The sequence below is a fragment of the Paenibacillus lutimineralis genome, assembly GCF_003991425.1.
Classification (GTDB): Bacteria; Bacillota; Bacilli; order Paenibacillales; family Paenibacillaceae; genus Fontibacillus; species Fontibacillus lutimineralis.
In genome coordinates, this window is sequence record NZ_CP034346.1 from 6,016,834 (window position 1) to 6,039,810 (window position 22,977).

A 22,977-nucleotide genomic window follows, 5' to 3' on the forward strand; every position below is an offset into this window, starting at 1 on the left:
TAGATCGATCATTCATTGAAATGGAATCAGTGGCTGAAGAACTTTTTGAACCCATACTGTTGGGTAAAAGATAGGCCCGCTTTTATTGGTATAGCCCAATATCAACAGCGAGATGCCCATAACCAAATAGGAGATCCAGCGATTGACTTTGGACACCCCTCGCATTAACTGCCAATCCCTTCGAAAACTATATAAAATAAGCAGAAGCATTAGGCTTAGCGATTCAATCATTGTTCTGACGCCCTCCCCTGGTAGAGAGTGAATTCATTAGCTGGTTGGTGCTCTCCAGATGAATTGTTGAATGTATCGAGACCTCCACCGTCGGATAAACTTCATGCCATCTGTCCTTGACCTTTTCCCATTCCTGTGGATAGCGGCTCTTAATCACTTGTCCGAATCCAAATATATCCGATTGGTACTCACGTTGAAGTTTCTCCACGACACGACTCAAATTCGCATTGATGTAATTGCGGCATTGCTCCTCTAGTCCGCTGAGGTTCTCATTCTCGATGTCCTCGTTGGAAGTATTCTCAAGAATAGACCCCTTGCCCTGAAAATGGATAGCGATCGCAAATTGCGAATCTTGCACACTAGGGGTCCACCATGTCTTCGGCTCACTCAAATTAATGGTAATTAGCTTGTCCTTGCCTCCGCGAGGAAGGATAATCTTTGGATTTAATGACTCGCCCATTCCCAATAAAGCCATTAGTCCATCTTCTTCATTTAGCAAACCGACAAGTCGATCATCCTTGAATACACCAAGTCCATCAATGGAAATCAAGCTCTTGGATTTATTAGGCACTTCCTTACTGCTATCCTTAACACTCATGACGGGAAGATAAAGATCCACGCCATCACTCAACAATTTATTGACCATTCGCTTGACGTTCATAGGATTTCTGATGGAACTCTTGGCGATTTCCCGCGCCATTTCAGCCGGGAATTGCTCTATAGGGGCCTCTGCGGTCAGAATATCATAGGCCCTCCCTCGAGTAAGCACAACGTACGCGCTCAACCTATTTTGTGGAAATCGGCCAAGAATGTCTATTTTATTCCCAATGCCATCACGGGCAAACCCTTCCCCAAAAATCATGAGTCTGCGGTGGGAAAAATTCAAAATCCGCGACAGGCTATCCTGGATCTCTTTAGTAGCCAAATACATCGTCTGTGCCTTCTTAGAGATCAGAAGATAGTTCTGATTGCCAGACGTTCCTCCACCGCCTCCTTCACTCCCTGTGCCTCCAAGCTGGCTGGGGAGGGCAATTTGTACAGTCGATACAAACTTGTCATTGATTTTATCGAAGGAGGAACCGATCACGAAGGCAACATCGTTGATCTCGACCCTGTCCCAGCATCCGCACAGCATTCCCATTGTGATCAAGCAACAGCAGAGTAATGCACGCTTGGACTTACCAGCCTTCATTCTCTTCGCCGCCCCCCCTCAACTTACGAATTCCGGCCCTTCTTATATTGTCCGGCGAGGACGAATAAGGACGCTCAGACATCTTCCACATAGGAACACGGACGAAGATATCCTTGAAGTCTCTCGGGCGATAAGGAGATACTCCCAGCAAATAAGGAACTCCAAAAGACTTCAATTGGGTCAAGTGGACGAGAATCCAGACCGTACCTATGACAATCCCGAACAGGCCGAATAACGCAGCTAAAATCATGATTAAGAAGCGCAACAGCCTCACCGTTGTCGCGAGATTGAAGCGCGGCAGTGTGAATGAGGCGATCCCTGTCATGGACACCACGATCACAATCGGGGCCGAGACGATACCCGCCTGTACCGCGGCTTGTCCAATAACGAGAGCACCAAGGATACTCACTGCCTGACCGATCGTCTTCGGCAGCCGGATGCCCGCTTCCTGAAGCGCCTCGAACGAGATCTCCATAATTAAGGCCTCGATAATGGCCGGGAACGGAATAGCTTCGCGGGCCGTAGCAATGCTTAGAATGAGAGAGGAAGGAAGCATATCCTGATGATATGTCGTTACGGCGATATAGAGCCCTGGCAGCATTAACGCGAGAAGCAGGAAGAAGAGGCGAATCCAGCGGATGAAATTGGTGATAAAATAACGTTCATAATAGTCTTCGCTGGACTGAAGCAGCTGCCACAATGTTACTGGAGCTACCAGCACGAACGGCGTACCATCGACAAAGATGGCTACCTTCCCCTCCAGCAGCTGCGCAGCAATCGTGTCCGGGCGCTCAGAATATTGTATTTGCGGAAATGGGGAGTACGGATTATCCTCAATCCACTCCTCGATATAGCCTGACTCCAGAATTCCATCCATATCGATCTGATTAAGCCGATCTATCACGCTATCAACCAGATCCTTTTTAGCTAACCCATCGATATATGCAACAGCCACATCCGTCTTTGTGATCTTGCCAACGACGAGCGGCTTTAACCTCATCTTCTCCGTCTTAATCTTGAAGCGCAGCAACGCAGTATTAATCCGCAGCGATTCCGTGAAGCCCTCGCGCGGCCCGCGAATCACCGTCTCCGTAGACGGCTCCTCCACGCTACGCCTGGATCCGCCCTTCACATCGAAGGTCAGCGCCTCATTCGAATCATCCATAAAAATAACGACATGTGCAGTCAGAATCGCTTCAATCACACCCGGCCAATCCGATGCAGCAGCCATCTGTGTTAAAGATATGCGGGTGAAGGGCAGCTCGCTAAGCCGTTCTACCGGCCCCTCTGCCTTAACCAAGCCTTCGATCAGGGGCGATATAATATGCTGCTCGACCCCTTTCGTATCGATAATCCCTTCAATGTATACAACAAGCCCTTTCCGTGATTCGGTAAACTGAACACTCCGGTACACCAGATCAGAGCTGTCCTGAAATATTTTTTTTAGAGCCTCCTCATTCTGTGCAAGCCTGCGACTAAGCTTCTCCTTCATCCGGAAACTCCCTCCTACTCAGGAAACTGTATAGATGTATGATGTTCCAAATAGGGATTAATATGTATTTACTTATTGAAAATCAACGTAAAAAACCGCCAGAAACCATTCTGGCGGCAGTGAAATAAAAGCAATATATATATCAATTTCATATATCTACAATCTCTGAACCTTGAACCTCTTGACCAATTCCTCTAATTGGAGTGCCATTCTCGATAGATCATTAGAGGACGCGGCGACCTCCTGAATAGAGGCAAGCTGTTCCTCAGCCGCAGCAGAAATGGTGCGTACATTATCCAAATTACTCTCGGAAATCGATGAGATACCGTTGATCGACTCGGTTACCTTCTGGGCTCCGTTCTGTAGTTCTTGCGCGGCACCAGATACCTCTTCCATCTTGGATGCGGCTACACGAACCGCTTTACGAATCCTCGAGAAGGAACGGCCAGAAGTGTCTACTGCAACGATGCCTTCATTTACCCCTAGCTTAGCATTCTCCATTGATTGCTGAGCAAGATGGACCTCACTCTGAATATTTCCGATTAAATCTTCAATCTGATGTGCCGAATGCTCGGATTCCTCGGCCAGCTTACGGACCTCGGAAGCGACTACCGCGAAGCCCCGCCCTTCTTCTCCAGCTCTCGCCGCCTCAATCGAGGCGTTCAGTGCGAGTAGGCTTGTCTGCTTGGCGATCCCGGTAATAGCTTCGACGATACCACCAATATTCTCTGACAGCGCGCCGAGTGTCTGTATGACGTTGCCCAGGTCATCCACGGTATGTTGTATATGCTCAATCTTCTCGACAACGCTTAATACTGAAGCATTTCCCTCCTCAGCGGTTGCGTTAGTCTTCTCCATCGTCTCTGTAACCTCTCGAATATGCTCAGTAATCGATAGGATCTGACTCGACATATTGTCCATCTCATGAATACCGATCTCAACACTATCCTTCTGTTGTTCGCTGGCACCCGCCATCTCCTGAATCGCTACCGTTACATCCTCGATGGCTTTCGTCGTCTGCTCAGCTCCGGAAGCAAGCTGCTCAGCAGAACGGGCCACATTCCCCGTCGTATCGCGAACGCTTGTAATCGTATCGCTCAAATTGTCCACCAATCGTTGAAAATGATTGGACAGTTCGCCGATCTCATCCTTCCGCTGTGTACTTGCTATTCTCTTTGTTAAATCCCCCAAGCTTACTGTTTGTGTCATCTCCACCAGACGGCTCAATGGTGAGGCAATGAAATGGATTGTAAACCATGCTGCAACCAACGCGACAACCAATGAAATCCCCAAGATGACTAGACTGCTTACCATGCCGTCATGATTCAATATCATACTTAATACACTTGGCACAGCAGCAACAATGATCATCGAGATCAACAAAGTAATGCGTATGCGTTTCTTCATAGATCATGGTCCTTTCCCGAATAGTACTTACCCTATTATCTGTTCGACATGGATCCATTGATTTCCTCTCCTAGTCCAAAAGTCCGACAATTAAATCCATTGAACCACCTAATCGCTACCGCAAGCATAAAAAAGGCAAGTATCGCCGCCCATTGGACGATACTTGCCTAATCCAAACATTGATTATTAATAGGCATACATACCCGCATGCCATTAATCCGCCAGACGATAACCTACACCTCTCACTGTGGCAATATACAGGGAATCCACTGCCCGGTCGCCAAGCTTCTTACGCAGACTCTTGATATGAACATCAACGATGTTGCTGCCGCCCAGGAAGGTTGTTCCCCAAATTTCTGATAGCAGTTCCTCGCGAGATAGCACGGTTCCTTCATGGTCTAAGAGTTGAATGAACAGTTCATATTCCGTCTTGGTCAGCTCAATCTGTACTCCATCCTTGTATACAGCCATCTTCTTGCGATCAATCCACAGATCCTTATACACGGTTGGGGAGCTGCCATTCAGCACGCTTAAGGATGTACTGCGTTCCCCTTGGTTGCGAATAATCCGCTGCGCGTGGTAGAGGATCTCTCCCTTTCTTGCCGGCCATACGAGAAGCTCATGGTTCATCAGGCCCTGATCCAGCCCGGCAAGGACGGATTCATTGACGAGCAGAAGACAAGGAACATCCCCCGTCTGCTTCATCAAGGTTTGAATGGCTGCAGCATCCCCAATCTCACGGTAGAAGGTAAAGTCGAAGATGAGTAAATCGGCGGCTTGTGCATTGCGTATCCCTTGCTCCAAATGGTGGAACACCAGTACGTCAAAGCAGCCCTCCGATAAATCCCGAAGCAATTCATAAACCTCCGTCGGGTTCGGACTAACGATAATGACCCGCTGCGTTACCGGACAGAAGACCGGAACCCCGGCCATCTCTTCCAGCTTCATTTTCTGCTCTTCCCCCGGGGTCTTGAATGGCTGCGTCGCCGAGCCAAAGGCTCTTTCCGCAGGATTTATTTCTTTGACCGACATGCTGGGCACACCCCCCCGAATACGACATGAGCATGATGAACATCGTATCCGGTTTCTTTGGCAACAGCATTGCTCCAATCATCGGGTACACATGTCATAACTTCATCTACACGTCCGCAAACTTCACACAGAATATGCTGATGGTCATCCAGCTTGGCATCGTAGCGGCTCGCTGCTTCACCGAGCTTCAATTCACGGATCATTTCCTTCTCTGTCAAATATCGCAGTGAATTATATACCGTTCCATAAGCAAAATTGTATCCCTGCTCGACAAGCCGATTCATGACCTCAGCAGCCGTTGGATGGTCATTCGCTCTACGGACGACATCGTAGACAGCTTGGCGCTGAGTCGTTAAATTTAATGATTTCATATATAGGACATCCCTTATTTTATAATTTTAGAATTAGTATAAGTCTTATTCTATTGTTCGTCAATCGTCATATATCACACTGTAATGAGATTTAGATTTCTAACATCAATTGCACAATCTCAATGAACCTCAGAAGAAACTGTTTTATCTTCTAATTATTGGAGACAATTGTACAAGGAATCAAATTGTCAAATCTGAACAATAAGGAGGACCAAGTTAATGAATAACACACCTCATCCTGGATCACTGCCCAAGTTCCCCGAATCGATGTGGAGCCACACCTCTCCCCGCCCTTCATTCCCTCCCCTGAATGAAGACATACAGTGTGATGTGGCCATTGTCGGAGGCGGTATCACCGGGATTATGACCGCCTATGTATTGCTTGAAGCTGGGCTGAAGGTCGCAATTATCGATGCTGGCCAAATCCTGCAAAGTACGACCTGCTTTACGACAGCCAAAATCACTTCGCAGCACGGCATGATATACAACAGCCTGCTAAGTCATTTCGGAAAGAAAGCGGCGCGCCTCTATTATGAGGCCAACGAAGAAGCAATCCGCTTCATCTTCGATACGATTCAGAAGCATAATATCGAGTGCGAACTCCAACGTGACGACGCCTATTTATATGCTGACTCCGAGGATCAGCTTAGTCAGTTGAGACAAGAGTGGGAAGCTTACCGCCAGCTTGATCTGCCGGGCGAATGGGTTGACGAACTGCCGCTACAAGTTGAATCGAAGGGTGCCATCGTCTTGCGTGATCAAGCCCGGTTCCATCCGCTTCTATTTTTGTCTTCCCTCACCAACTATATTGTAGAGAAGGGCGGACGCTTCTACGAGAATACAACCCTTGAAGACTATGCCGAAGAACAGGATGATGGCAACATTATTCTCAAGACCGCAAACAAACACAAAGTTACTTGCGAGTATGCTATCTCAGCCTCCCACTTTCCCTTCTTCGACGGGGGCGGTCTCTACTTCACTAGGCTCCATGCTGAGCGCTCCTATGTTGTCGCCATCAAGCCACAGAAATCCTATCCTGGCGGCATGTATATCAATTGCGGCGAACCGAAGCGTTCTGTAAGATCTGCTACGCTGAACGGAAGCGAAGTCCTTCTAGTTGGGGGTGAATCCCATAGGACCGGGAAGAATGATTGCACGATCGAGCGGTATGAGAAACTGGAGCAATTCGCCAGGGATACCTTTGGGGTAGAACAGATTCCATATCGTTGGTCAACCCAGGACTTGATCACGATCGATGAGGTACCCTATATCGGCAACGTGACCTCCAGACATCCTAGAATCTATGTAGCTACAGGCTTCGCCAAATGGGGAATGACAACCTCTGCTGTGTCGGCGTTACTGATAACCGATTTGATTACCGGAAAAGAGAACCGATATACAGAGTTATTCACCCCCTCCAGATTCAAGGTTGACCCGAGTCTTAAGAACCTAACTGTTCAAAACGCAGAGGTAGCCAAGGAATTGATCAGCGGCAAAATAGAGGCCGTCCATCTGAAGGTCGAGGATCTGAGGGCAGATCAAGGGGCCGTCGTCAAGCACCTTGGCAAGAGGGCCGGCGCCTATAAGGATTCTACTGGTGTCGTTCATTTAGTGGACACCACTTGTAGTCATATGGGCTGCGAGTTGCACTGGAATGAAGCCGAGCGGTCTTGGGATTGCCCCTGCCATGGATCCAGATTCAATTATCAGGGTAGCGTTATTGAGGGTCCGGCCACAGAAGATTTGACCCGGTTGAATCCACATTATGGCGAAGAGAAGTAATATATGACGAATAGGTACGCCGAATTAGCCGTATTCCTTGTAAAGATGGGGAATACGGCTATTGTTTTAAAATGGGCCTTCACTATCTTGCATTAATCAGTACTGCATGTTACTATTTACCGTGTACTAATCATTATTCAGTACTAAGATATTCAATCTACTAATAGCAAATGAGGCGATAATTTTTGGATATCAATGTTCAATTCAAAAAGGGCGCCCTTGAGCTCTGTATACTCGTACTTATTCATGAGCGTGACCGATATGGATACGAGCTGGCTCAATCCGTATCGGAGCATATTGAGATCGCGGAAGGGGCACTGTATCCTCTGCTGCGGCGGCTCGTGAACGATGGATATTGTACAACATATTTACAGGAATCAACGGAGGGACCGCCTCGTAAGTATTACAAGTTAACCGCTCAAGGGGAACTCCATATGAGGGAGCTTATCGTCGAGTGGAAGCATTTCGTCAACAGTGTATCATCCTTGATTGAGAAAGGGAGTAAGTCATGAACAAGAACGAATTTCTAACGATTCTACATGCTCATTTGTCAGTTCTGCCACCGGAGGAACGCAATGAACTGATGAATGATTATGAGACACACTTTGCCTTCGGACTACAAAATGGTAAGACGGAAACCGAGATCGTCCAAGAGCTTGGCGATCCCGAAGAGCTTGCCAAGGAAGCCATCGGCGAACGCCGCATTCCCCAAGAGCAGGTATATTGGTTCCCTCCTGGGCAACAACAACCGCAGCCCGCTTCTCCTCCGGCAGCCATCAAATCCCGTGGATCCTTCGCTACGGTTATGGTATACATTGGACTCTTCTTTTTGAATCTGATCGTCATTCCGTCCCTGATCTCTCTGTGGGGCTTCGGCGTTAGCTTCGTTCTGATAGCTTTCTCAGGATTCCTTAGTCCAATTGCACTTCTGTTTGATTATTTTCTACATGGTGTATTCTTTCCAGCCAAAGGGTTTGCCGTCATTGTCCTTATTGGTATAGGCATTCTATTCACCATCATTTCCCGCTATACCATTAAAGGATTATTGGAAATTAGCAGCAGATACCTTGCCTGGAATATAAGGGCGATCCAAGGAGGAGAAAAGAGATGAGAAACGGAAAACGCTGGTCATTTCTAGCGATAGCGCTCATTATTATTGGCTTTGCCGGTATGGCATATCAAGGGTTCGAATTCGGGGATGACCTCCCCTCCTACAATCAGAAGCTGACTTTTGCCGAGCTGAATTCCTTGTCGATTAACAGTGACTACGATGTGGATGTAACGTTTATTAAGAGTCCGGACGGCACCGATTACGTTGAGGTTAGGGGGAATATGGAGGAGGAGACGATCGATAAGCTCAAAAACGCCGATACATCAACTAAAGACTTCACTCTTGATCTGAAGAGAAAATTCAGATGGAGCTTCATGCAAATCAACTTCCAGTCCAATAATCAGCATATTACAGTAGCGCTGGCCAATCCCACACGACTAGAACAATTTGCTGTCAAATTAGGATCCAACAACGGAAGTTTCTCGGAGTTGAATGCGGGAAATGTCACTATCAACGGTACATCCGGCAATATTAAAGCTAATTCCGTCAACACAAATCACTTCACTATCCACTCCACCTCCGGTAATATTACAACGACTGACATTAAGGCGGATACAGAAATCAAGCTTACTTCAGGAACGATCAAAGTTACCAATCTGGATGGTGCTGCTACGTTGCAGACAACCTCGGGCAATATCAAAGCTGAGAATGTGAAAGGCACAGCTGATGTGTCTTTAAAGAGCGGCGATATCAACTTTAATAACTTCACAGGAGATGGCAAATTCAATAACGTCTCGGGTAATATTACACTGAAAAATCAGCGTTCGGATTCTTTGGACATCTCGCTCCAATCCGGCAATGTTCGACTATCCGCTGATCCTGGATTCAAAGGAATATACGATCTGCGTACGACCTCAGGCAACATTAAGTCTCCCGAATCTCCCGGACAAACCCAAGATTTGATCAAGGTTCGAGCAACTTCGGGCAATATCCGAATCCAAGACTAATAATAATTAACAGAGACTTCAGGTTCTTCCTGAAGTCTTTTTTTATGCAGATGGGAATCTTAACTTTGAAGACATGCCTTATTAAAATTATTATAAATTACCTCTTGCTTTTCTCGTTAAAAGGAGTAAAATTACCTTGTGTTTACCGAGGGAAACTTTTTTGTACATAGGAAAAGGAGGGGCCAGCATGGAAAAAGAGAAGTTTCTACACAAAACACAAAATGGATTAAGCCTAGCTGAAATAAATAATACGGTTCCTATACCTCAGAATGCAGGTTTTTGGAGAAAGCTTCTAGCCTATACCGGACCCGGCGCATTGGTGGCCGTTGGTTACATGGATCCCGGTAACTGGGTTACCTCCATTGCCGGCGGTGCCCAATACGGTTACTTACTCTTGGCCGTTATTCTGATCTCCAATCTGATCGCGATGTTGCTGCAAAGTATGTCCGCCAAACTGGGGATTGTCACGGGTATGGACCTGGCTCAGGCTACACGCCTGAGATCAGGCAAGAAGCTCGGCTTCATCCTATGGATTATAACCGAGCTAGCTATTATGGCTACGGATATTGCCGAGGTTATCGGTAGTGCGGTTGCACTCAATTTATTATTTAATATTCCGCTGCTTCTCGGCGTTATTATCACAGTACTCGACGTCTTCCTGTTATTGATTCTGGCACGCTTCGGGTTTAGGAAGATTGAGGCCATTGTGGCCACGTTAATCGCTACGATCTTAGTGATCTTCCTGTACGAGGTCATTATAGCTCAGCCCAATATAGCCCATATGTTCGGCGGCTTCGTTCCGAAACCGGAAATCGTAACTGACAAAGGCGCCTTGTTCCTCGCACTCGGGATTGTGGGAGCTACGGTAATGCCCCATAATCTGTACTTGCATTCTTCAATCGTTCAAGCGCGACAATATGACCGCAACAACCGTGCTGCTATTAAGGAAGCAGTTAAATTCACAACAATTGATTCGAATATTCAGTTGTCGATCGCTTTTGTCATCAACTGCCTGCTGCTCATACTCGGTGCTTCCCTGTTCTTCGGATACAGCGGTGAACTGGATACCTTAGGACAGCTCTATCGTGCCTTAAGCGATAACGCCATCGTAGGTGCCATCGCTAGTCCGCTGCTTAGCGTTCTATTTGCAGTCGCCCTGCTCGCGTCCGGGCAGAACTCGACGATCACAGGTACATTAACCGGGCAGATCGTAATGGAAGGCTTCATAAGAATGAGGATGCCATTGTGGGCAAGAAGAATGATCACACGTGTTATAGCCATTATTCCTGTTATTGTATGTATCATTGTATTTGGAGACACCGAATCGGTCGTTGAACATCTTCTGATCTATACACAAGTATTCTTAAGCGTCGCCCTTCCGTTCTCCATCATTCCGCTGACAATCTTCACTAGTAATGAGAAGTTGATGGGCGAGTTCAAGAACCGGATGTGGGTTGTCATTTTGGCCTGGGTGATCGCTGTAGCCCTGACTGTACTGAATATTTGGCTAATCATTACGACATTCCAATAAAAAGCAGATAACTTCAATGAAAAAGCTCAGGTGTGAATAAGCATTCGCACCTGGGCTTTTTTTTGCAAAAGCAGCGTGGTCATAGGACTTGTTGCATGTAACTTTACCGCTAAGCGATACGTTAGTATAAAAGGACTTAAAGTCGGATTGGTTGAGTATTCCTTTTTTTGGGCATAAAATCAATAAATACGATCTTTTTCAATCTTAAATATATGAAGGTACTTAGGAGTGAGTGACGTGTCTGCAACATCAACAATGAGTCCACTGGCCAAAAAACTGTTGATCCGATTACTGATCTTCGTCGGGATCGTCTCATGTGCCATTGTTCTCATCTACAACGATTATTTCTTCCTGGGCGACCCCGTTCATCCTAATAATGATGATGTTAAATATATTCAAACCTCCAGATTACTACTAAATGAAGGCGTGCTCGCCTATAATACCAAAGACAAGCCCTCTGCATTTATTATGCCCGGGCTGCCGCTCATCCTGTCCGGCTTGATGGCGGTATTCGGTCAAGACCATGGCGGCGTCATTGCCTTTCGAATCTTTCAATGCTTACAGCAGGTGCTGTCCGTATACTTAATCTTCTGGATTGGCAGGCGGACATTTAACGTTCGTACCGGCTTGATTGCTGCTACAATCAGCGCCTTCTACTTTCCGGATTATTTCTCTTCCGGGGTCATTCTGACGGAGACAACCTTCCGCACTATCCTGCTGCTGCTCATCTGCGTTACCATCCTGGCGATGGAGCAGAACCGAACACGCTGGTATGTCCTGATCGGGGTACTGACTGCTGCCGCCGCTTATTTCAAGCCTCACGCCTCCCTCTATCCGGCCGTATTTCTGATTATTTGGTGGAAGAATAAAATTCCTTGGCGCCTGATGCTGAAATACACAGGTCTCATGATCGGGATCTACATCGTATTGCTTACGCCTTGGTGGATCCGCAACTGGCTGACCTTCCACGAATTCATTCTGTTCACGAATTCTGCGGGAAGCCCGTTCCTGCTCGGTACGAGGTTCTATTGGCAGCTGCCGCCGTCAGGCTTCTTCGAAGTCCATCCGGAATATTCGCCGGAGACTTTGTTCCAGGGGTCAGACCGTAATGCCATTCGCAAAGGCCTGGACGTTATCGCTTATGGCTTCACGCATGAGCCGCTGAAATATATTTATTGGTACACGCTGGGAAGATGGATAGAGCTCTATTTCCATCCCTTTTATTCCCGCCCGATCTGGCCTATAAGCCGGCCCGTGATGAATGTTCTGCAGATCATCCTGATGCTCTTGAACATGGCCGGCATCGTATTTACCTTGATCAAGCGCCGCTATCGCCGCCTGCTCCCGCTTCTGCTTGCGCTGTGTTATTTTACGGTAATTTATATTCCGTTCATTGCTTTTAATCGCTACGGTTACCCTAACATGGCCCTGCTGATTCTATTCGGAGCTTACCTGATTGATCAGGCTATTAGAGGTAGAACTATTACTCCTACATCCACCGTAACCGGCGTGAATTGGAGGAAAGGAGATTGACTACAACATGAAGACACTTGTAATTATTCCTGCGTATAATGAGGAGGGTAGCATCGCCAAAGTCATCAAGGATATCCAACAGCATGCTCCTTCTGTTGATATTATCGTTATTAACGACGGCTCAAGCGATCGGACAGAGATCGTTGCGATAGAAGCAGGAGCCCGCGTGCTGACGCTTCCGTATAATGTCGGAATCGGCGGGGGCATGCAGACTGGCTACATATATGCCCAGAGAATGGGCTACGATATTGCCGTCCAGATGGATGCCGATGGACAGCATCCTGCAGCTGAACTGCCCAAGCTGATCGAGCAGGCCAAGACATACGATCTAGTGATCGGCTCCAGATATGTAGAGGCTACGGATTACCGCTCGCCCTTGCTGCGGCGGACCGGTATCCTGTTCTTCTCGGCACTCGTCTCCCTGGTTACCCGTCAGCGCTTCACAGATACAACGAGCGGCTTCCGGGCCGCTGGCCGGAAGGTGATTGATCTGTACGCTGATTATTATCCGATGGATTATCCAGAGGTTGAATCCATTGTCTACCTTAAGCGAAAAGGCTGTAACATCGTAGAGGTAAGAGCGGAAATGCAAGAACGCCAGGCTGGCAAATCATCGATTACACCGATCAAATCGATATACTACATGATTAAGGTTACGCTGGCCGTATTAATGAGTGCACTGCGTTTTAACCGAACGGCGGTGAGCAAATAGATGCCTATTTACGTATTATCTGTCGGCATTGCAGCCCTCTTCCTTCTCTCCATTCTCGAGCTGGTCAGAAGGCAAAAGCTAAAGGAGCAGTATTCTCTGCTCTGGATTCTATTCAGCATTATTCTGCTGATCATCTCCTTCAATGTCAGTCTGGTCGAACGAATCGCAGAATGGCTAGGTGTGAAATATGCTCCGGCCGTTCTGTTCCTGTTCGGCCTCTTATTCTGCTTCGCTATTATACTTCACCTTACTATCGTCATTACGAGACTCACCTCGCAGGTATTGCGGTTGACCCAAGAAGTGACGATTCTGAAGGAACGGGAGGATTTCCATGGACAAAATGATTAGTTATCTTCTTCTGCTGGGCAATATTGTACTGCTTGTCACCGGTCAAGTTCTGTTCAAGATCGGACTCGGCCGCTCCGGTGGACTCCATTGGGGCAAGCTCATCACTTCCCCGGCCATCGTCGGAGGCGTTGCCCTGTACGGCATCGCCACCTTGCTCTGGTTCGCCGTGCTGACCCGACTTCCCTTAAGTGTTGCCTATCCGATGCAGGCTTTCGCTTACGTTCTCGCTATGATCCCGGCTTATTATATTTTCAAGGAGACGATCTCACCGCTGAAGCTGGCTGGCGTTGCAGTCATTCTAATTGGCGTCTATTTACTAGCGAAATCTTAAATCTATTTCTTCAAAAAAATCCCTGGGTGATTTCATTGATCCCCAGGGATTTTAGTCCGTTTCTTTTCATAACCTTAAATGATGACCGATACCTTCCCATTGATGAAGGCCACTGTATCGAAGTTGGTGTAAACCCATGTTTCTATCGTCTTGCCGCTTTCCATTACTGTGCTTTTTCCGGCAGGCTCCCCCCAAGAAAACAATACTTGCTCCTTTGTCATCCCATAGTCAATTTTCCCTGCCTTGATTTTATTCCAGACCGAAGCCGACCATTTATATTTCTTATATGGATCATAATTCAAGAAGCTGTACCCGTCACTAAACAGCTGTGAGACACTGGCGGAGGACAACACGTCGCTTTTCAGCGTTTTACCTGAAGCAGATTTGAAGACAACCACAAAGCCGCCGGAGTCGTCAGGCAAAATATCCGTGACCGTAACTTTCGAGAAGCGTTCCCATCCCAGAAAATCATTGACCCAGTAGCTTTTTCCGATATATTTAACCAAACTGCCTTGCATGGCTTTTTTGACCAGAGATGCGGTTTCCTGCGATACGATGGTCATTTCGGCGTCGCCAAAAGAAATGTTCGCCTGTCTCCATTTACTATCCCACTTCACGGTCGCGCCAAGCCTATCTGTAAACAGCGAAGCTGGAATCAGCATTTCGCCCTTTTCCGTAACAGGCGCTGTTTTTAAAGCAATATTTTCTCCATTAAGTTTGGCATTCTTATCCTTTACCTTAAAAAATAACGATGTATCGCCAAGTTTGACGTCGAGTCCTCCATTCAGGGCAGAGGTCGTGCCGCCCAAAGCTTGAAACACTGATTTAGCGGGCACGTAGACTACGCCGCCGATCATCTTGGCATATTTCAGATTGCTGCGCAAACTGGCGGAAATCGTAACCGTTTCTGAGATACCACTCGAGGAGATCGTCACCTTTGATACGCCTACGCCTAGCGCCTTAAGACTGCCATCCGATTCGATACGGAGCAAATGAGGTTTATCAACCGTTATGTTAGCGGCGGCGGTGACAACTTTAATGTTTGCTCCGTTCGTGTAGGCTTCTTGAATATTCACATTAACAGTATCACCCACAAAAGGATTTAACTCGGATGTGGACACAGTTAATTTACTCACCCGGGGCACCTCAACTGGCTTGACCTCTCCCCTGGCATACAATAGCCAACTGCCGTCACTCAATTGAGCGTAAAAATTGTCCAAATCAGTAAGTACTCTTGTCTTAACGACTTTGCTTAACCCAGATACTTGGTTAGTGAGTTTGACCCTGTCTTTGTAATTCCCCGTCATCCATACCGTTCCATCCTTGCGAGTTACTAACAGCGCATCTGTAGGATGTTCTGCTGTCTTTGCGGCAAATTCGATATTCAACGCATCCTCAGTGACGGTATAAGGAATAAAGTTGCCTCTATCATCGAATTCGTAGGTTTGATATAAGACAACCTTTCCGCTGCCGTACAACAAGGCAACGCGGCTATCATATACAGCCATTGCTGTTACGGAAGAAGCATCGGGAAGGGTTGCCAGTTTCTTAAAGACCCCTAGTTTATACGGATCTTCAAAAAGCAATTCCCCATTTTTACTTAGGGCCGCCATCTGCTTGCTGCCATAACCAATAAGCGCGATGTTTTCGAGATTTTTGACTTTTCCTGCACTATCCCAGACCGTTCCGTCGCTTTTCAGCCAATAAGGACCCGCAGCCTGCTTCACTCCCGATTGACCCTCTACCGCATGCGGAGCGGTTCCGATATCCCATTCCACAAGCTTCCCGTCTGATGTTACGCCTAAACCGGAATAGACATTGCTGGAAGTAAACGCATCTACATGACCCTGCGTCCGAATCAACCGTTCACCATCGATCGTAGACCAAATTGTGCCGTTGTCCATCAGTATCGTATTTTCTCGGATGATGTCTTTAATTTTCATTTCTCCGTTAGCGCTTGCCGTCCCATTTCCCCAAGTTCCTTGTCCGATTCCAAGAATCAAGCTGATTGAGACAATCCAACTCAACGTTTTTCTCATTGCCTTTGCTCCTTCTTTCTAAGATCGATATAGCCCACTTCCTTTACTTCGAGGGTAGAAAGCCCCAATCCTTCCTATATTCAACAAATACCTAAAATGTCGATCGTTCATTTCCCCCTTCTCATCTCGATGAATTCAGATATAATAGATGTAATTTTAAGACAAAAAGAGGGGTCACAATGAAGCGCTGGCTAGCTAGCTCACTCAAGCACAAACTGTCATTTATGCTCGTCTGCTCGCTACTGATTCCGCTGCTGCTATTAGGAGTCGTCTCTTATCAATTGGCCTCATCGGTCACTGAGGAGAAGGCTAAGCAGTCCGGTATGAACACGTTGCGGCAGATCCGTACCAATCTGGAATTCATCGTCCTGGATGCAGAGAATATGTCGGTATTCCTGATCGGACACAGCGATACGCAGAAATATCTCACCCGGAACGACAATGATGCTAACGAATATTTGAAGATGATTGGCTTCCTCACCAACCTGGCCTTCTCCAAAAAATATATATCCGACATTACGATCCAACCGAATGGTGCAAGGCCCACCCTGTCCACCTTCTTCAACTATACTGTAACCCGTTCCGGTGCCCCGGATCCGTTAAAGACAGATCCCAACTACTATGCGGATCATCCTAAGTATTGGACATCTCTATATGAGAATGAGACGATAAATGGTCCGGAACGAGTCATTTCACTGGTGCGGCCAGTCCGGAATATCAACAACTTCAGAACGCTTGGGACTCTGACAATCAGCCTGAATGAAGAGGTTATCTCCACCTATCTGAAGACATCGGGACTTGTCAGTAACGGGTACGTCCTGCTGCTCGACTCTGACGGCGTCATCATCTCGGGGGGTGAACCAAAGTGGCTGAGGCACAAAGCGACTGATCTGTTTCCTGGTTTAACGATCTCACGTGATGGCAGCGTTGTAAGCGGTTACGGTAAAGGCGAGGACAAGAAGACGATTCTATTTGACCAGATCCCAGGTGTTAATTGGACCTTGATGGGCGTCATTCCTTACAGCGAGTATAAGGCGCAGAACCGCTTCGTACTCTCGCTAACAGCGATCGCGCTGACGATCTCAATCATCCTGCTGGTCGGACTTGTGCTCTATCTTGTACATCGTGTAACAAGACCTCTCTCTCGCTTATCCGCCGTGCTTAAGAGCGCCAACCCGGACGGAGAGATGCCTAGATTCCCAGTAACAACGACGGATGAGATCGGCCAGCTGATGCATACCTATAATAAATTCAGCAACCGAATTGCCCACTTGACCGAACAGGTGAGAGAGAATGAAGCCCGGAAGAAGGAGGCCGATATGAGGGCTTTGCAGGCCCAGATCAATCCCCACTTCTTATACAACACATTGTCTTCGGTCCACTGGATGGCCTTAATGAACAAAGATGAACGGATTGCAGAAATGGTTGGGTCGCTGAGCGATTTTCTCAGATTCAGTCTGAACAGCGGGGAGGAATTCTGTGCCGTCTCACAAGAGATTGCCCATGCCCGGCACTATGCACAGATCCAATCGATCCGCTTCCCCGACCAATTCGAGATTCACTTCATCATTCACCCTGCCCTGGATCAGCAGAGGATGCTGAAGCTTCTGCTGCAGCCTCTAATCGAGAATGCACTGATCCATGGCATCCAGAAGCAACAGCAGCCAGGCACGATCCATGTTATCGCCGATCATATCGACGGTTATATGAAATTCACAGTTGAGGATACGGGCATTGGCATGGAGAAGGAGACGCTAAGAGCGCTGCGAGAGCAGCTTGATTCTGCACTATACCGGGATGATACGTCCGGCAGCTACGGGCTGAGGAATGTCCAACGCAGGCTCGTGCTTCATTATGGTATGGATTCCCGCTTAACAATAGACAGCGTACCGGGTCAAGGCACCAAAGCGACATTTATGATACCGGTCAAGGAGGCAAGGAAATGATTCGATTATTAATCGTAGACGATGAAGTTATCATTCGGAATGGATTAAGCACCGTGATTGACTGGCAGGGGCTTGGGTTCACTTTACTGACCCCGGCCGCATCTGCCGAGGAAGCCCTGGATCGGATCGTAGAGGAGAAGCCGCATGTGATTCTGACAGACATCCGTATGGCTGGCAAGAGCGGACTTGATCTCGCCCGAGAAGCGCAAATGATCAACCCGCAGATCGAGACGATCATCCTGACCGGCTACGATGATTTCAAGTATGCACAGCAGGCTATCCGCTTCGGCGTGAGTGATTATCTGCTGAAGACGAGCCGACCGGAGGAGATCATTCGGACGGTGATGAAGGCGAAGCAGCATATATTGCAGCGTCGCGAGAATGCCCGGCAGGACTATACTCACCGCCTGACCTACCGCAATCGCCTACTGGAGCGTCTGCTGACAGATCAAGTCGGTGAGGATTCCCTGATCGACGAATGCGCTCAGCACCTGCCGCATATTCAGCTCAGTCCTCCAACAGCCGGTTCGCTGCAGGTCGTCATTGTGACCACGAATGGCTGGGGACCTCAAGCGCAAATTCGAAGCCGTCTACTCTTTGCTGTAGATAACTGTCTGAACAATTTATTGGATTGCGAGACCCTACTGCGGAGTGATGACATTGCTTTGGTGCTGAGGAGTACAACCGCTGCGGAAGGTCGGACCCTGCTCAAGCAAGCGGCTTCGCAAATCCGCCAGATTCTAAAATGCGAAATGTCCGCCGCCATCGGTATGGAAGTCAGCCATGTCAGAGACTTGCATAAGTCCTACAATCAAGCGATCTATGCTTCTTCCTTCCAGGGATTGATCGATATGCATGACCTTATTACATATGAGCAGGTGCAAGACCGTAGCGGAGGACGAACCGTATGCTCGCTGGAAGAGGAAGCCGAGTTGGCCCGTCTGCTGCAAAGCGATGGTTCGGTCGAACTGAAGGCGTGGGTAACGGATACTGTTAGTAAGCAGCTTCATAACCCGGAGCTAACACCCGATTCACTGCGCGCATTTCTTATCTCGATTGTCGTATCCGGCCATCGTTGGCTTGAACGAGTGATGCGGGCAATCGGTAAAAGCGATCTCCCCTCGCTTCTATCCGCGAAGGAACTGCCAAAATCATTCCGTCTGGTCGCCGATCCAGCCGAGACCCTGTTCCAGCATTTGATCGCGATTCGCGACGCTTACCACAAGTCCGCCGCAGCTGGCCCATCCTCTTACATACAGCAATCCGTTGCTTACATTCAAGAGCACCTCGATTGCAATATTTCGCTGCAGCAGGTGGCTGGTGCCGTGCACCTGCATCCCCACCATTTTAGTGAAGTGTTTAAGCGGGAGATGGGAATGAACTATTTGGAGTTCGTAACACGGGAGAGAATGCGAAGAGCTGAGGAACTGCTTACCCAATCCCCCGCCAAAATTAGCGATATCGCCAAGCGGGTAGGATATGAAGATATTAAATACTTCGGTCAACTGTTCAAGAAGCATACAGGCAAGACGCCCTCTGAATTCCGCAGCAAAATCTGAAAGTTGGATTCAAGAGTCGATGCCGGGGTCGCTTCCTGATTTGCTTCGTGATTAATAATGAAATTTTTGAACTCCCTTTGAATATCCGAATTTTATCCCCCCTTGTGCTGGATATTGTCCCCTTCTGCCCGGCAGCGCCTGCTCTTATACTGAACCTAATATATAAAGGAGGGGAAGTCGTGAAGAAATTATTGTTACTTACATTGATGTTCGTATTTACGGTTTCATTGATCGGTTGCTCTAGCGGGAATAATCAAACCGCCAATTCGGGGAAAACCCCGGCGTCCAGCAACGGAAATTCCACCAAGAAGAACGAAGAGAAAGTGAAGCTGTCCTTATGGCATAACTTCACCGGGAATGACCTTCGCGCCACGATGATGCGGGATCAAATCGATAAATTCCAGAAGGATCATCCAAATATCGAGCTCGATATTCAGGCCATCCCGCCGGACGGATATAAGACACGTCTGAAGACTGTTGCAGCAGCCAATGAGATGCCGGATGTGTTCATGATGTGGCCAGGAGCGATGACAAAGGAATTCCATGATGGCGGCCTGATTCAGCCAATCAACGCCCTGCTGGATAGCAAACCGGAATGGAGAGACGGATATTTGCCAGGTTCCTTCGATTCCTTCACCATCGACGGCAATATCTATAGCGCTACGCTCGGGCTGACGCCTACATCGATTCTTTTCTATAACAAAGCAATTCTTAATCAGTACAATCTTGAAGTTCCAAAAACCTGGGATGAATTGTTGAATGCGGTCAAGGTAATCAAAGAAGGTGGAATGACACCGATCGCTCTCGGTAATAAGGCCGCTTGGCTCGCACAATCCAGTATCATCAGCTCGCTAGCTGACCGTGTAACCGGAACGGAATGGTTCCAGAAGGCAGCCGCGCAAGACGGGGCTAAGTTTACAGATCCGGAATTCGTGGAAGCGCTAACTTATCTGCAGGATCTCTGGAAAGCTGGCGCCTTCCAGGAAGGCTTCAACAGCATCGACAACACACAAATGGAAGTCATGTTCGCTCAAGGGCAAGCTGCCATGATGATCAACGGCGGATGGGCACTCTCCAACTTGGCCGCCAACGCGACGCCTGAGCAGTTGAAGGATATGGGTGCTACGGTTCTGCCTTCGATCCCTGGCGGCAAAGGCAACCCGAACTCCCTCTCCGGCGCGCTAGGATCAGCCTTTGGACTAAGCAGCAAGGTTGAGGACAACCGACTGCAAGCCGCATATGATCTGATCTATGCCTTGTCTGGACCAGAGGTACAAAAGATGACGCTCGACAGCAGTAACCTAGTCAGCTATAAGGCTGAACTGGATGAAAGCAAGGTATCACCGATATTCAGCGAGGTTTATAAGCTGGTTAACAGTGTCGAACGGACTCCGGTGTACGACGGCGTTATGACTTCCGCCGGTTCAGACGCTGTAAACAACGGCCTGCAGGAACTGTTAATGGGTGGAGATCCGCAGAAGATCGCGCAGAAGATTCAAGATGCGCAGGCAACATCCTTGCAATAAATAGGACGACTACTAATCACCTATCAAGTTCCTTAGCTCGATTCGGAAAGCGCATAACCTTGGCGCTTTCCGAAATTGTTTAGGAGGATGATTATGACAGCAAAGGCCCGTATCCGGGGAGTCATCATTGTCGGCCTCTTGCCGGCATTGCTCATATTTTGTTTCTTCGTGATCGTTCCGATTATATGGTCCGCTTGGTACGGATTCTATGATTGGAAAGGCATCGGCGCGATGAAGTTCATCGGCTTCGGCAATTATGCAGAGATTATCCAGGACCCTGTCTTCGCTAAATCTCTGCGTAACAATCTCATCGTGGTGGCCGCGTCTGTATTCGGACAGGTCCCTATCGCTCTAGCCCTGGCGTTAGTGCTACGGCAGAGCACATTATATCAACGAATTATCCGTTCGGTCGTATTCCTGCCTATGGTGCTGTCTTCCGTCGTTATCGGTATCATTTGGGGATACATTTATCATCCTCAGATCGGGATTCTTAACTCCCTGCTGGACTGGATCGGACTTGGCACATGGAAGCAGGCCTGGTTGTCTAATCCGAGCATATCGATGTACATGTTAGCGATTCCGATCATTTGGAATTTCATTGGTCCCTACATGATCATGTATATCGCTGCCCTGCAGAATATTCCGTCGGAGATCGAAGACGCATCTGCCATTGACGGGGCGAAACCGATGCGGATGCTGTTCTCCATCCGGATTCCGATGATCTGGGATACGATTAAAGTAACTATTGTGCTGTGTATATCCGGCAGTCTGAAGACATTCGATCTAATCTATGTCATGACGGGCGGCGGACCGGCTCATTCAACGGAATTGCTCGCCTCTTATATGTACAACAATACATTCAGTATCTACCGCTTCGGCTACGGCAGTGCAATCTCGACTTCGATAATTATCATTAGTATGGTCTTAATCGCCGGCAGCCAACTTCTCATGAGAAGAAATACTCGATAAGGAGGCCTGAGCCGATTATGCAAACCCCGGTTGAACTAAAAAATGCATTGCCGGAGCACCGGCCTGCTCCTAAGATCAAACTGTCGCGCGGAATTCTCAATGTCCTGTTATCGATCTACGGCTTTGTAACACTCTATCCACTGGTTTGGCTGTTTCTTAGCGCATTCAAGTCAAACCCGGAATTTTATGAATTTCCGTTTGGTCTGCCAAAGGAATGGCATTTGGAGAACTTCGCCGATGCCTGGAACGTGGCCAGAATGGGAGTCTCCTTCAAGAACTCCTTCATTGTTACGATCGTCGCCTTGATACTTACTTTGGTATTTGGCGCAATGGCCGCCTTCGTGTTGTCACGCTTCAAATTCCGTGGCAAGGTAGCTGCTATGGGGCTCTTCCTACTGGGCATGCTGATTCCAATCCATAGTACGCTGGTCCCTTTATTCATTATGATGAAGAAAATACATCTGCTCGACACTTACGGAGCGCTTATTTTCCCATATACCGCCTTTGAGCTGTCTCTAGCTATCTTCGTTACGATCGCATATATGTCTTCGATCCCGAAGGAAATGGAGGAAGCCGCATTAATTGATGGAACCGGCTACTGGGGCTTCTTCTTCCGCGTCATGCTGCCGCTCTCCGCACCGGCACTGGCAACGGTTGGCATTCTCGCCTTCCTGCGCTTCTGGAATGACTTCGCCTTCGCGCTCGTCTTCATCAGCAAGCCAGCATTGCAGACCCTGCCGCTTAGTCTGTCCATGTTCGCCACCGGGTATATGACAGACTACCGTCTCACCTTCGCCGCACTATCGCTGGCCGTCATCCCGACGATTGTCGTGTACCTGCTGTTCCAGGAACAGGTCATGAAGGGAATGGTCGCCGGTGCTGTCAAAGGCTAATCTATAAGAATACAGGACAAAGCAG

The 22,977-nt window shown here is 48.0% G+C and carries 20 protein-coding genes; 14 read left to right on the forward strand and 6 right to left on the reverse strand.

All coding sequences use genetic code 11. The features are described from left to right. Window positions 1-223: 223 nt before the first annotated feature. The 5 genes from EI981_RS26825 to EI981_RS26845 all read right to left on the reverse strand — a co-directional run bounded on the left by EI981_RS26825 (window position 224) and on the right by EI981_RS26845 (window position 5,725). Entirely contained in the window at window positions 224-1,423 is a 1,200-nt protein-coding gene (locus EI981_RS26825) for a Ger(x)C family spore germination protein (protein WP_127003469.1), read from the reverse strand. Continuing rightward, complete coding sequence (locus EI981_RS26830) at window positions 1,410-2,915, reverse strand: spore germination protein (protein ID WP_127003471.1); 1,506 nt, start codon at window positions 2,913-2,915, stop codon at window positions 1,410-1,412. Before EI981_RS26830 ends, EI981_RS26825 begins: the two co-directional genes overlap by 14 nt. A gap of 156 nt (window positions 2,916-3,071) precedes the next feature. Then, window positions 3,072-4,322: a methyl-accepting chemotaxis protein gene (locus tag EI981_RS26835; RefSeq protein ID WP_127003473.1), complete on the reverse strand. Its 1,251-nt coding sequence runs from the start codon at window positions 4,320-4,322 to the stop codon at window positions 3,072-3,074. Window positions 4,323-4,535: 213 nt separating this feature from the next. After that, on the reverse strand, window positions 4,536-5,354 hold the full coding sequence (locus EI981_RS26840) for a winged helix-turn-helix transcriptional regulator (RefSeq protein WP_227011602.1): 819 nt from the start codon (window positions 5,352-5,354) through the stop codon (window positions 4,536-4,538). Continuing rightward, window positions 5,336-5,725, reverse strand: coding sequence for a Fur family transcriptional regulator (locus tag EI981_RS26845; protein WP_127003475.1), 390 nt, complete (start codon window positions 5,723-5,725; stop codon window positions 5,336-5,338). The genes EI981_RS26840 and EI981_RS26845 overlap by 19 nt, the downstream gene beginning before the upstream one ends. Before the next feature lie 219 nt (window positions 5,726-5,944). Between EI981_RS26845 and EI981_RS26850 the strand changes: the two genes are divergently transcribed. From EI981_RS26850 to EI981_RS26890, 9 genes are all read left to right on the forward strand, one after another. After that, the gene (locus EI981_RS26850; protein ID WP_127003477.1) at window positions 5,945-7,507 is read left to right on the forward strand and encodes an FAD-dependent oxidoreductase; all 1,563 of its coding nucleotides are present in this window, start codon (window positions 5,945-5,947) and stop codon (window positions 7,505-7,507) included. A 185-nt stretch (window positions 7,508-7,692) separates the two neighbouring features. Then, window positions 7,693-8,019, forward strand: coding sequence for a PadR family transcriptional regulator (locus EI981_RS26855; RefSeq protein WP_127003479.1), 327 nt, complete (start codon window positions 7,693-7,695; stop codon window positions 8,017-8,019). Beyond that, window positions 8,016-8,618 carry an HAAS signaling domain-containing protein gene (locus EI981_RS26860; protein ID WP_127003481.1) on the forward strand — a complete coding sequence of 201 codons (603 nt, stop codon included), beginning with the start codon at window positions 8,016-8,018 and terminating at the stop codon, window positions 8,616-8,618. Before EI981_RS26855 ends, EI981_RS26860 begins: the two co-directional genes overlap by 4 nt. Continuing rightward, window positions 8,615-9,565 carry a DUF4097 family beta strand repeat-containing protein gene (locus EI981_RS26865; RefSeq protein ID WP_127003483.1) on the forward strand — a complete coding sequence of 317 codons (951 nt, stop codon included), beginning with the start codon at window positions 8,615-8,617 and terminating at the stop codon, window positions 9,563-9,565. Before EI981_RS26860 ends, EI981_RS26865 begins: the two co-directional genes overlap by 4 nt. Window positions 9,566-9,752: 187 nt before the next feature. Next, window positions 9,753-11,096 carry an Nramp family divalent metal transporter gene (locus tag EI981_RS26870; protein ID WP_127003485.1) on the forward strand — a complete coding sequence of 448 codons (1,344 nt, stop codon included), beginning with the start codon at window positions 9,753-9,755 and terminating at the stop codon, window positions 11,094-11,096. A 237-nt stretch (window positions 11,097-11,333) separates the two neighbouring features. Beyond that, window positions 11,334-12,629 (forward strand): ArnT family glycosyltransferase, encoded by a 1,296-nt coding sequence (locus EI981_RS26875; RefSeq protein ID WP_227011603.1) that lies wholly within the window; start codon window positions 11,334-11,336, stop codon window positions 12,627-12,629. A gap of 7 nt (window positions 12,630-12,636) precedes the next feature. Next, window positions 12,637-13,341, forward strand: coding sequence for a glycosyltransferase family 2 protein (locus EI981_RS26880; protein WP_127003487.1), 705 nt, complete (start codon window positions 12,637-12,639; stop codon window positions 13,339-13,341). Then, entirely contained in the window at window positions 13,342-13,689 is a 348-nt protein-coding gene (locus EI981_RS26885) for a DUF2304 domain-containing protein (RefSeq protein ID WP_127003489.1), read from the forward strand. After that, window positions 13,673-14,020 (forward strand): EamA family transporter, encoded by a 348-nt coding sequence (locus tag EI981_RS26890; protein ID WP_127003491.1) that lies wholly within the window; start codon window positions 13,673-13,675, stop codon window positions 14,018-14,020. Before EI981_RS26885 ends, EI981_RS26890 begins: the two co-directional genes overlap by 17 nt. A 74-nt stretch (window positions 14,021-14,094) precedes the next feature. Here EI981_RS26890 and EI981_RS26895 read toward each other — a convergent pair whose 3' ends face one another. Then, complete coding sequence (locus EI981_RS26895; RefSeq protein WP_127003493.1) at window positions 14,095-16,059, reverse strand: copper amine oxidase N-terminal domain-containing protein; 1,965 nt, start codon at window positions 16,057-16,059, stop codon at window positions 14,095-14,097. Between the two features lie 179 nt (window positions 16,060-16,238). Between EI981_RS26895 and EI981_RS26900 the strand changes: the two genes are divergently transcribed. The 5 genes from EI981_RS26900 to EI981_RS26920 all read left to right on the forward strand — a co-directional run bounded on the left by EI981_RS26900 (window position 16,239) and on the right by EI981_RS26920 (window position 22,952). Next, window positions 16,239-18,005 carry a cache domain-containing sensor histidine kinase gene (locus EI981_RS26900; protein WP_127003495.1) on the forward strand — a complete coding sequence of 589 codons (1,767 nt, stop codon included), beginning with the start codon at window positions 16,239-16,241 and terminating at the stop codon, window positions 18,003-18,005. Further along, window positions 18,002-19,564: a helix-turn-helix domain-containing protein gene (locus EI981_RS26905; protein ID WP_227011604.1), complete on the forward strand. Its 1,563-nt coding sequence runs from the start codon at window positions 18,002-18,004 to the stop codon at window positions 19,562-19,564. Before EI981_RS26900 ends, EI981_RS26905 begins: the two co-directional genes overlap by 4 nt. Window positions 19,565-19,770: 206 nt before the next feature. After that, window positions 19,771-21,090: an extracellular solute-binding protein gene (locus EI981_RS26910; RefSeq protein ID WP_127005049.1), complete on the forward strand. Its 1,320-nt coding sequence runs from the start codon at window positions 19,771-19,773 to the stop codon at window positions 21,088-21,090. A 93-nt stretch (window positions 21,091-21,183) separates the two neighbouring features. Further along, window positions 21,184-22,059, forward strand: coding sequence for a carbohydrate ABC transporter permease (locus EI981_RS26915; RefSeq protein ID WP_127003497.1), 876 nt, complete (start codon window positions 21,184-21,186; stop codon window positions 22,057-22,059). A gap of 17 nt (window positions 22,060-22,076) precedes the next feature. Beyond that, window positions 22,077-22,952, forward strand: coding sequence for a carbohydrate ABC transporter permease (locus tag EI981_RS26920; protein WP_127003499.1), 876 nt, complete (start codon window positions 22,077-22,079; stop codon window positions 22,950-22,952). The last annotated feature ends 25 nt before the right edge of the window (window positions 22,953-22,977 follow it).

Coding starts and splice junctions, on each gene's coding strand:
- EI981_RS26895 (WP_127003493.1), bottom strand. CDS start 16,059: ATGAGAAAAACGTTGAGTTGGATTGTCTCAATCAGCTTGATTCTTGGA.
- EI981_RS26830 (WP_127003471.1), bottom strand. CDS start 2,915: ATGAAGGAGAAGCTTAGTCGCAGGCTTGCACAGAATGAGGAGGCTCTA.
- EI981_RS26865 (WP_127003483.1), top strand. CDS start 8,615: ATGAGAAACGGAAAACGCTGGTCATTTCTAGCGATAGCGCTCATTATT.
- EI981_RS26860 (WP_127003481.1), top strand. CDS start 8,016: ATGAACAAGAACGAATTTCTAACGATTCTACATGCTCATTTGTCAGTT.
- EI981_RS26900 (WP_127003495.1), top strand. CDS start 16,239: ATGAAGCGCTGGCTAGCTAGCTCACTCAAGCACAAACTGTCATTTATG.
- EI981_RS26880 (WP_127003487.1), top strand. CDS start 12,637: ATGAAGACACTTGTAATTATTCCTGCGTATAATGAGGAGGGTAGCATC.
- EI981_RS26845 (WP_127003475.1), bottom strand. CDS start 5,725: ATGAAATCATTAAATTTAACGACTCAGCGCCAAGCTGTCTACGATGTC.
- EI981_RS26920 (WP_127003499.1), top strand. CDS start 22,077: ATGCAAACCCCGGTTGAACTAAAAAATGCATTGCCGGAGCACCGGCCT.
- EI981_RS26915 (WP_127003497.1), top strand. CDS start 21,184: ATGACAGCAAAGGCCCGTATCCGGGGAGTCATCATTGTCGGCCTCTTG.
- EI981_RS26905 (WP_227011604.1), top strand. CDS start 18,002: ATGATTCGATTATTAATCGTAGACGATGAAGTTATCATTCGGAATGGA.
- EI981_RS26870 (WP_127003485.1), top strand. CDS start 9,753: ATGGAAAAAGAGAAGTTTCTACACAAAACACAAAATGGATTAAGCCTA.
- EI981_RS26890 (WP_127003491.1), top strand. CDS start 13,673: ATGGACAAAATGATTAGTTATCTTCTTCTGCTGGGCAATATTGTACTG.
- EI981_RS26835 (WP_127003473.1), bottom strand. CDS start 4,322: ATGAAGAAACGCATACGCATTACTTTGTTGATCTCGATGATCATTGTT.
- EI981_RS26850 (WP_127003477.1), top strand. CDS start 5,945: ATGAATAACACACCTCATCCTGGATCACTGCCCAAGTTCCCCGAATCG.
- EI981_RS26910 (WP_127005049.1), top strand. CDS start 19,771: ATGTTCGTATTTACGGTTTCATTGATCGGTTGCTCTAGCGGGAATAAT.
- EI981_RS26840 (WP_227011602.1), bottom strand. CDS start 5,354: ATGTCGGTCAAAGAAATAAATCCTGCGGAAAGAGCCTTTGGCTCGGCG.
- EI981_RS26885 (WP_127003489.1), top strand. CDS start 13,342: ATGCCTATTTACGTATTATCTGTCGGCATTGCAGCCCTCTTCCTTCTC.
- EI981_RS26825 (WP_127003469.1), bottom strand. CDS start 1,423: ATGAAGGCTGGTAAGTCCAAGCGTGCATTACTCTGCTGTTGCTTGATC.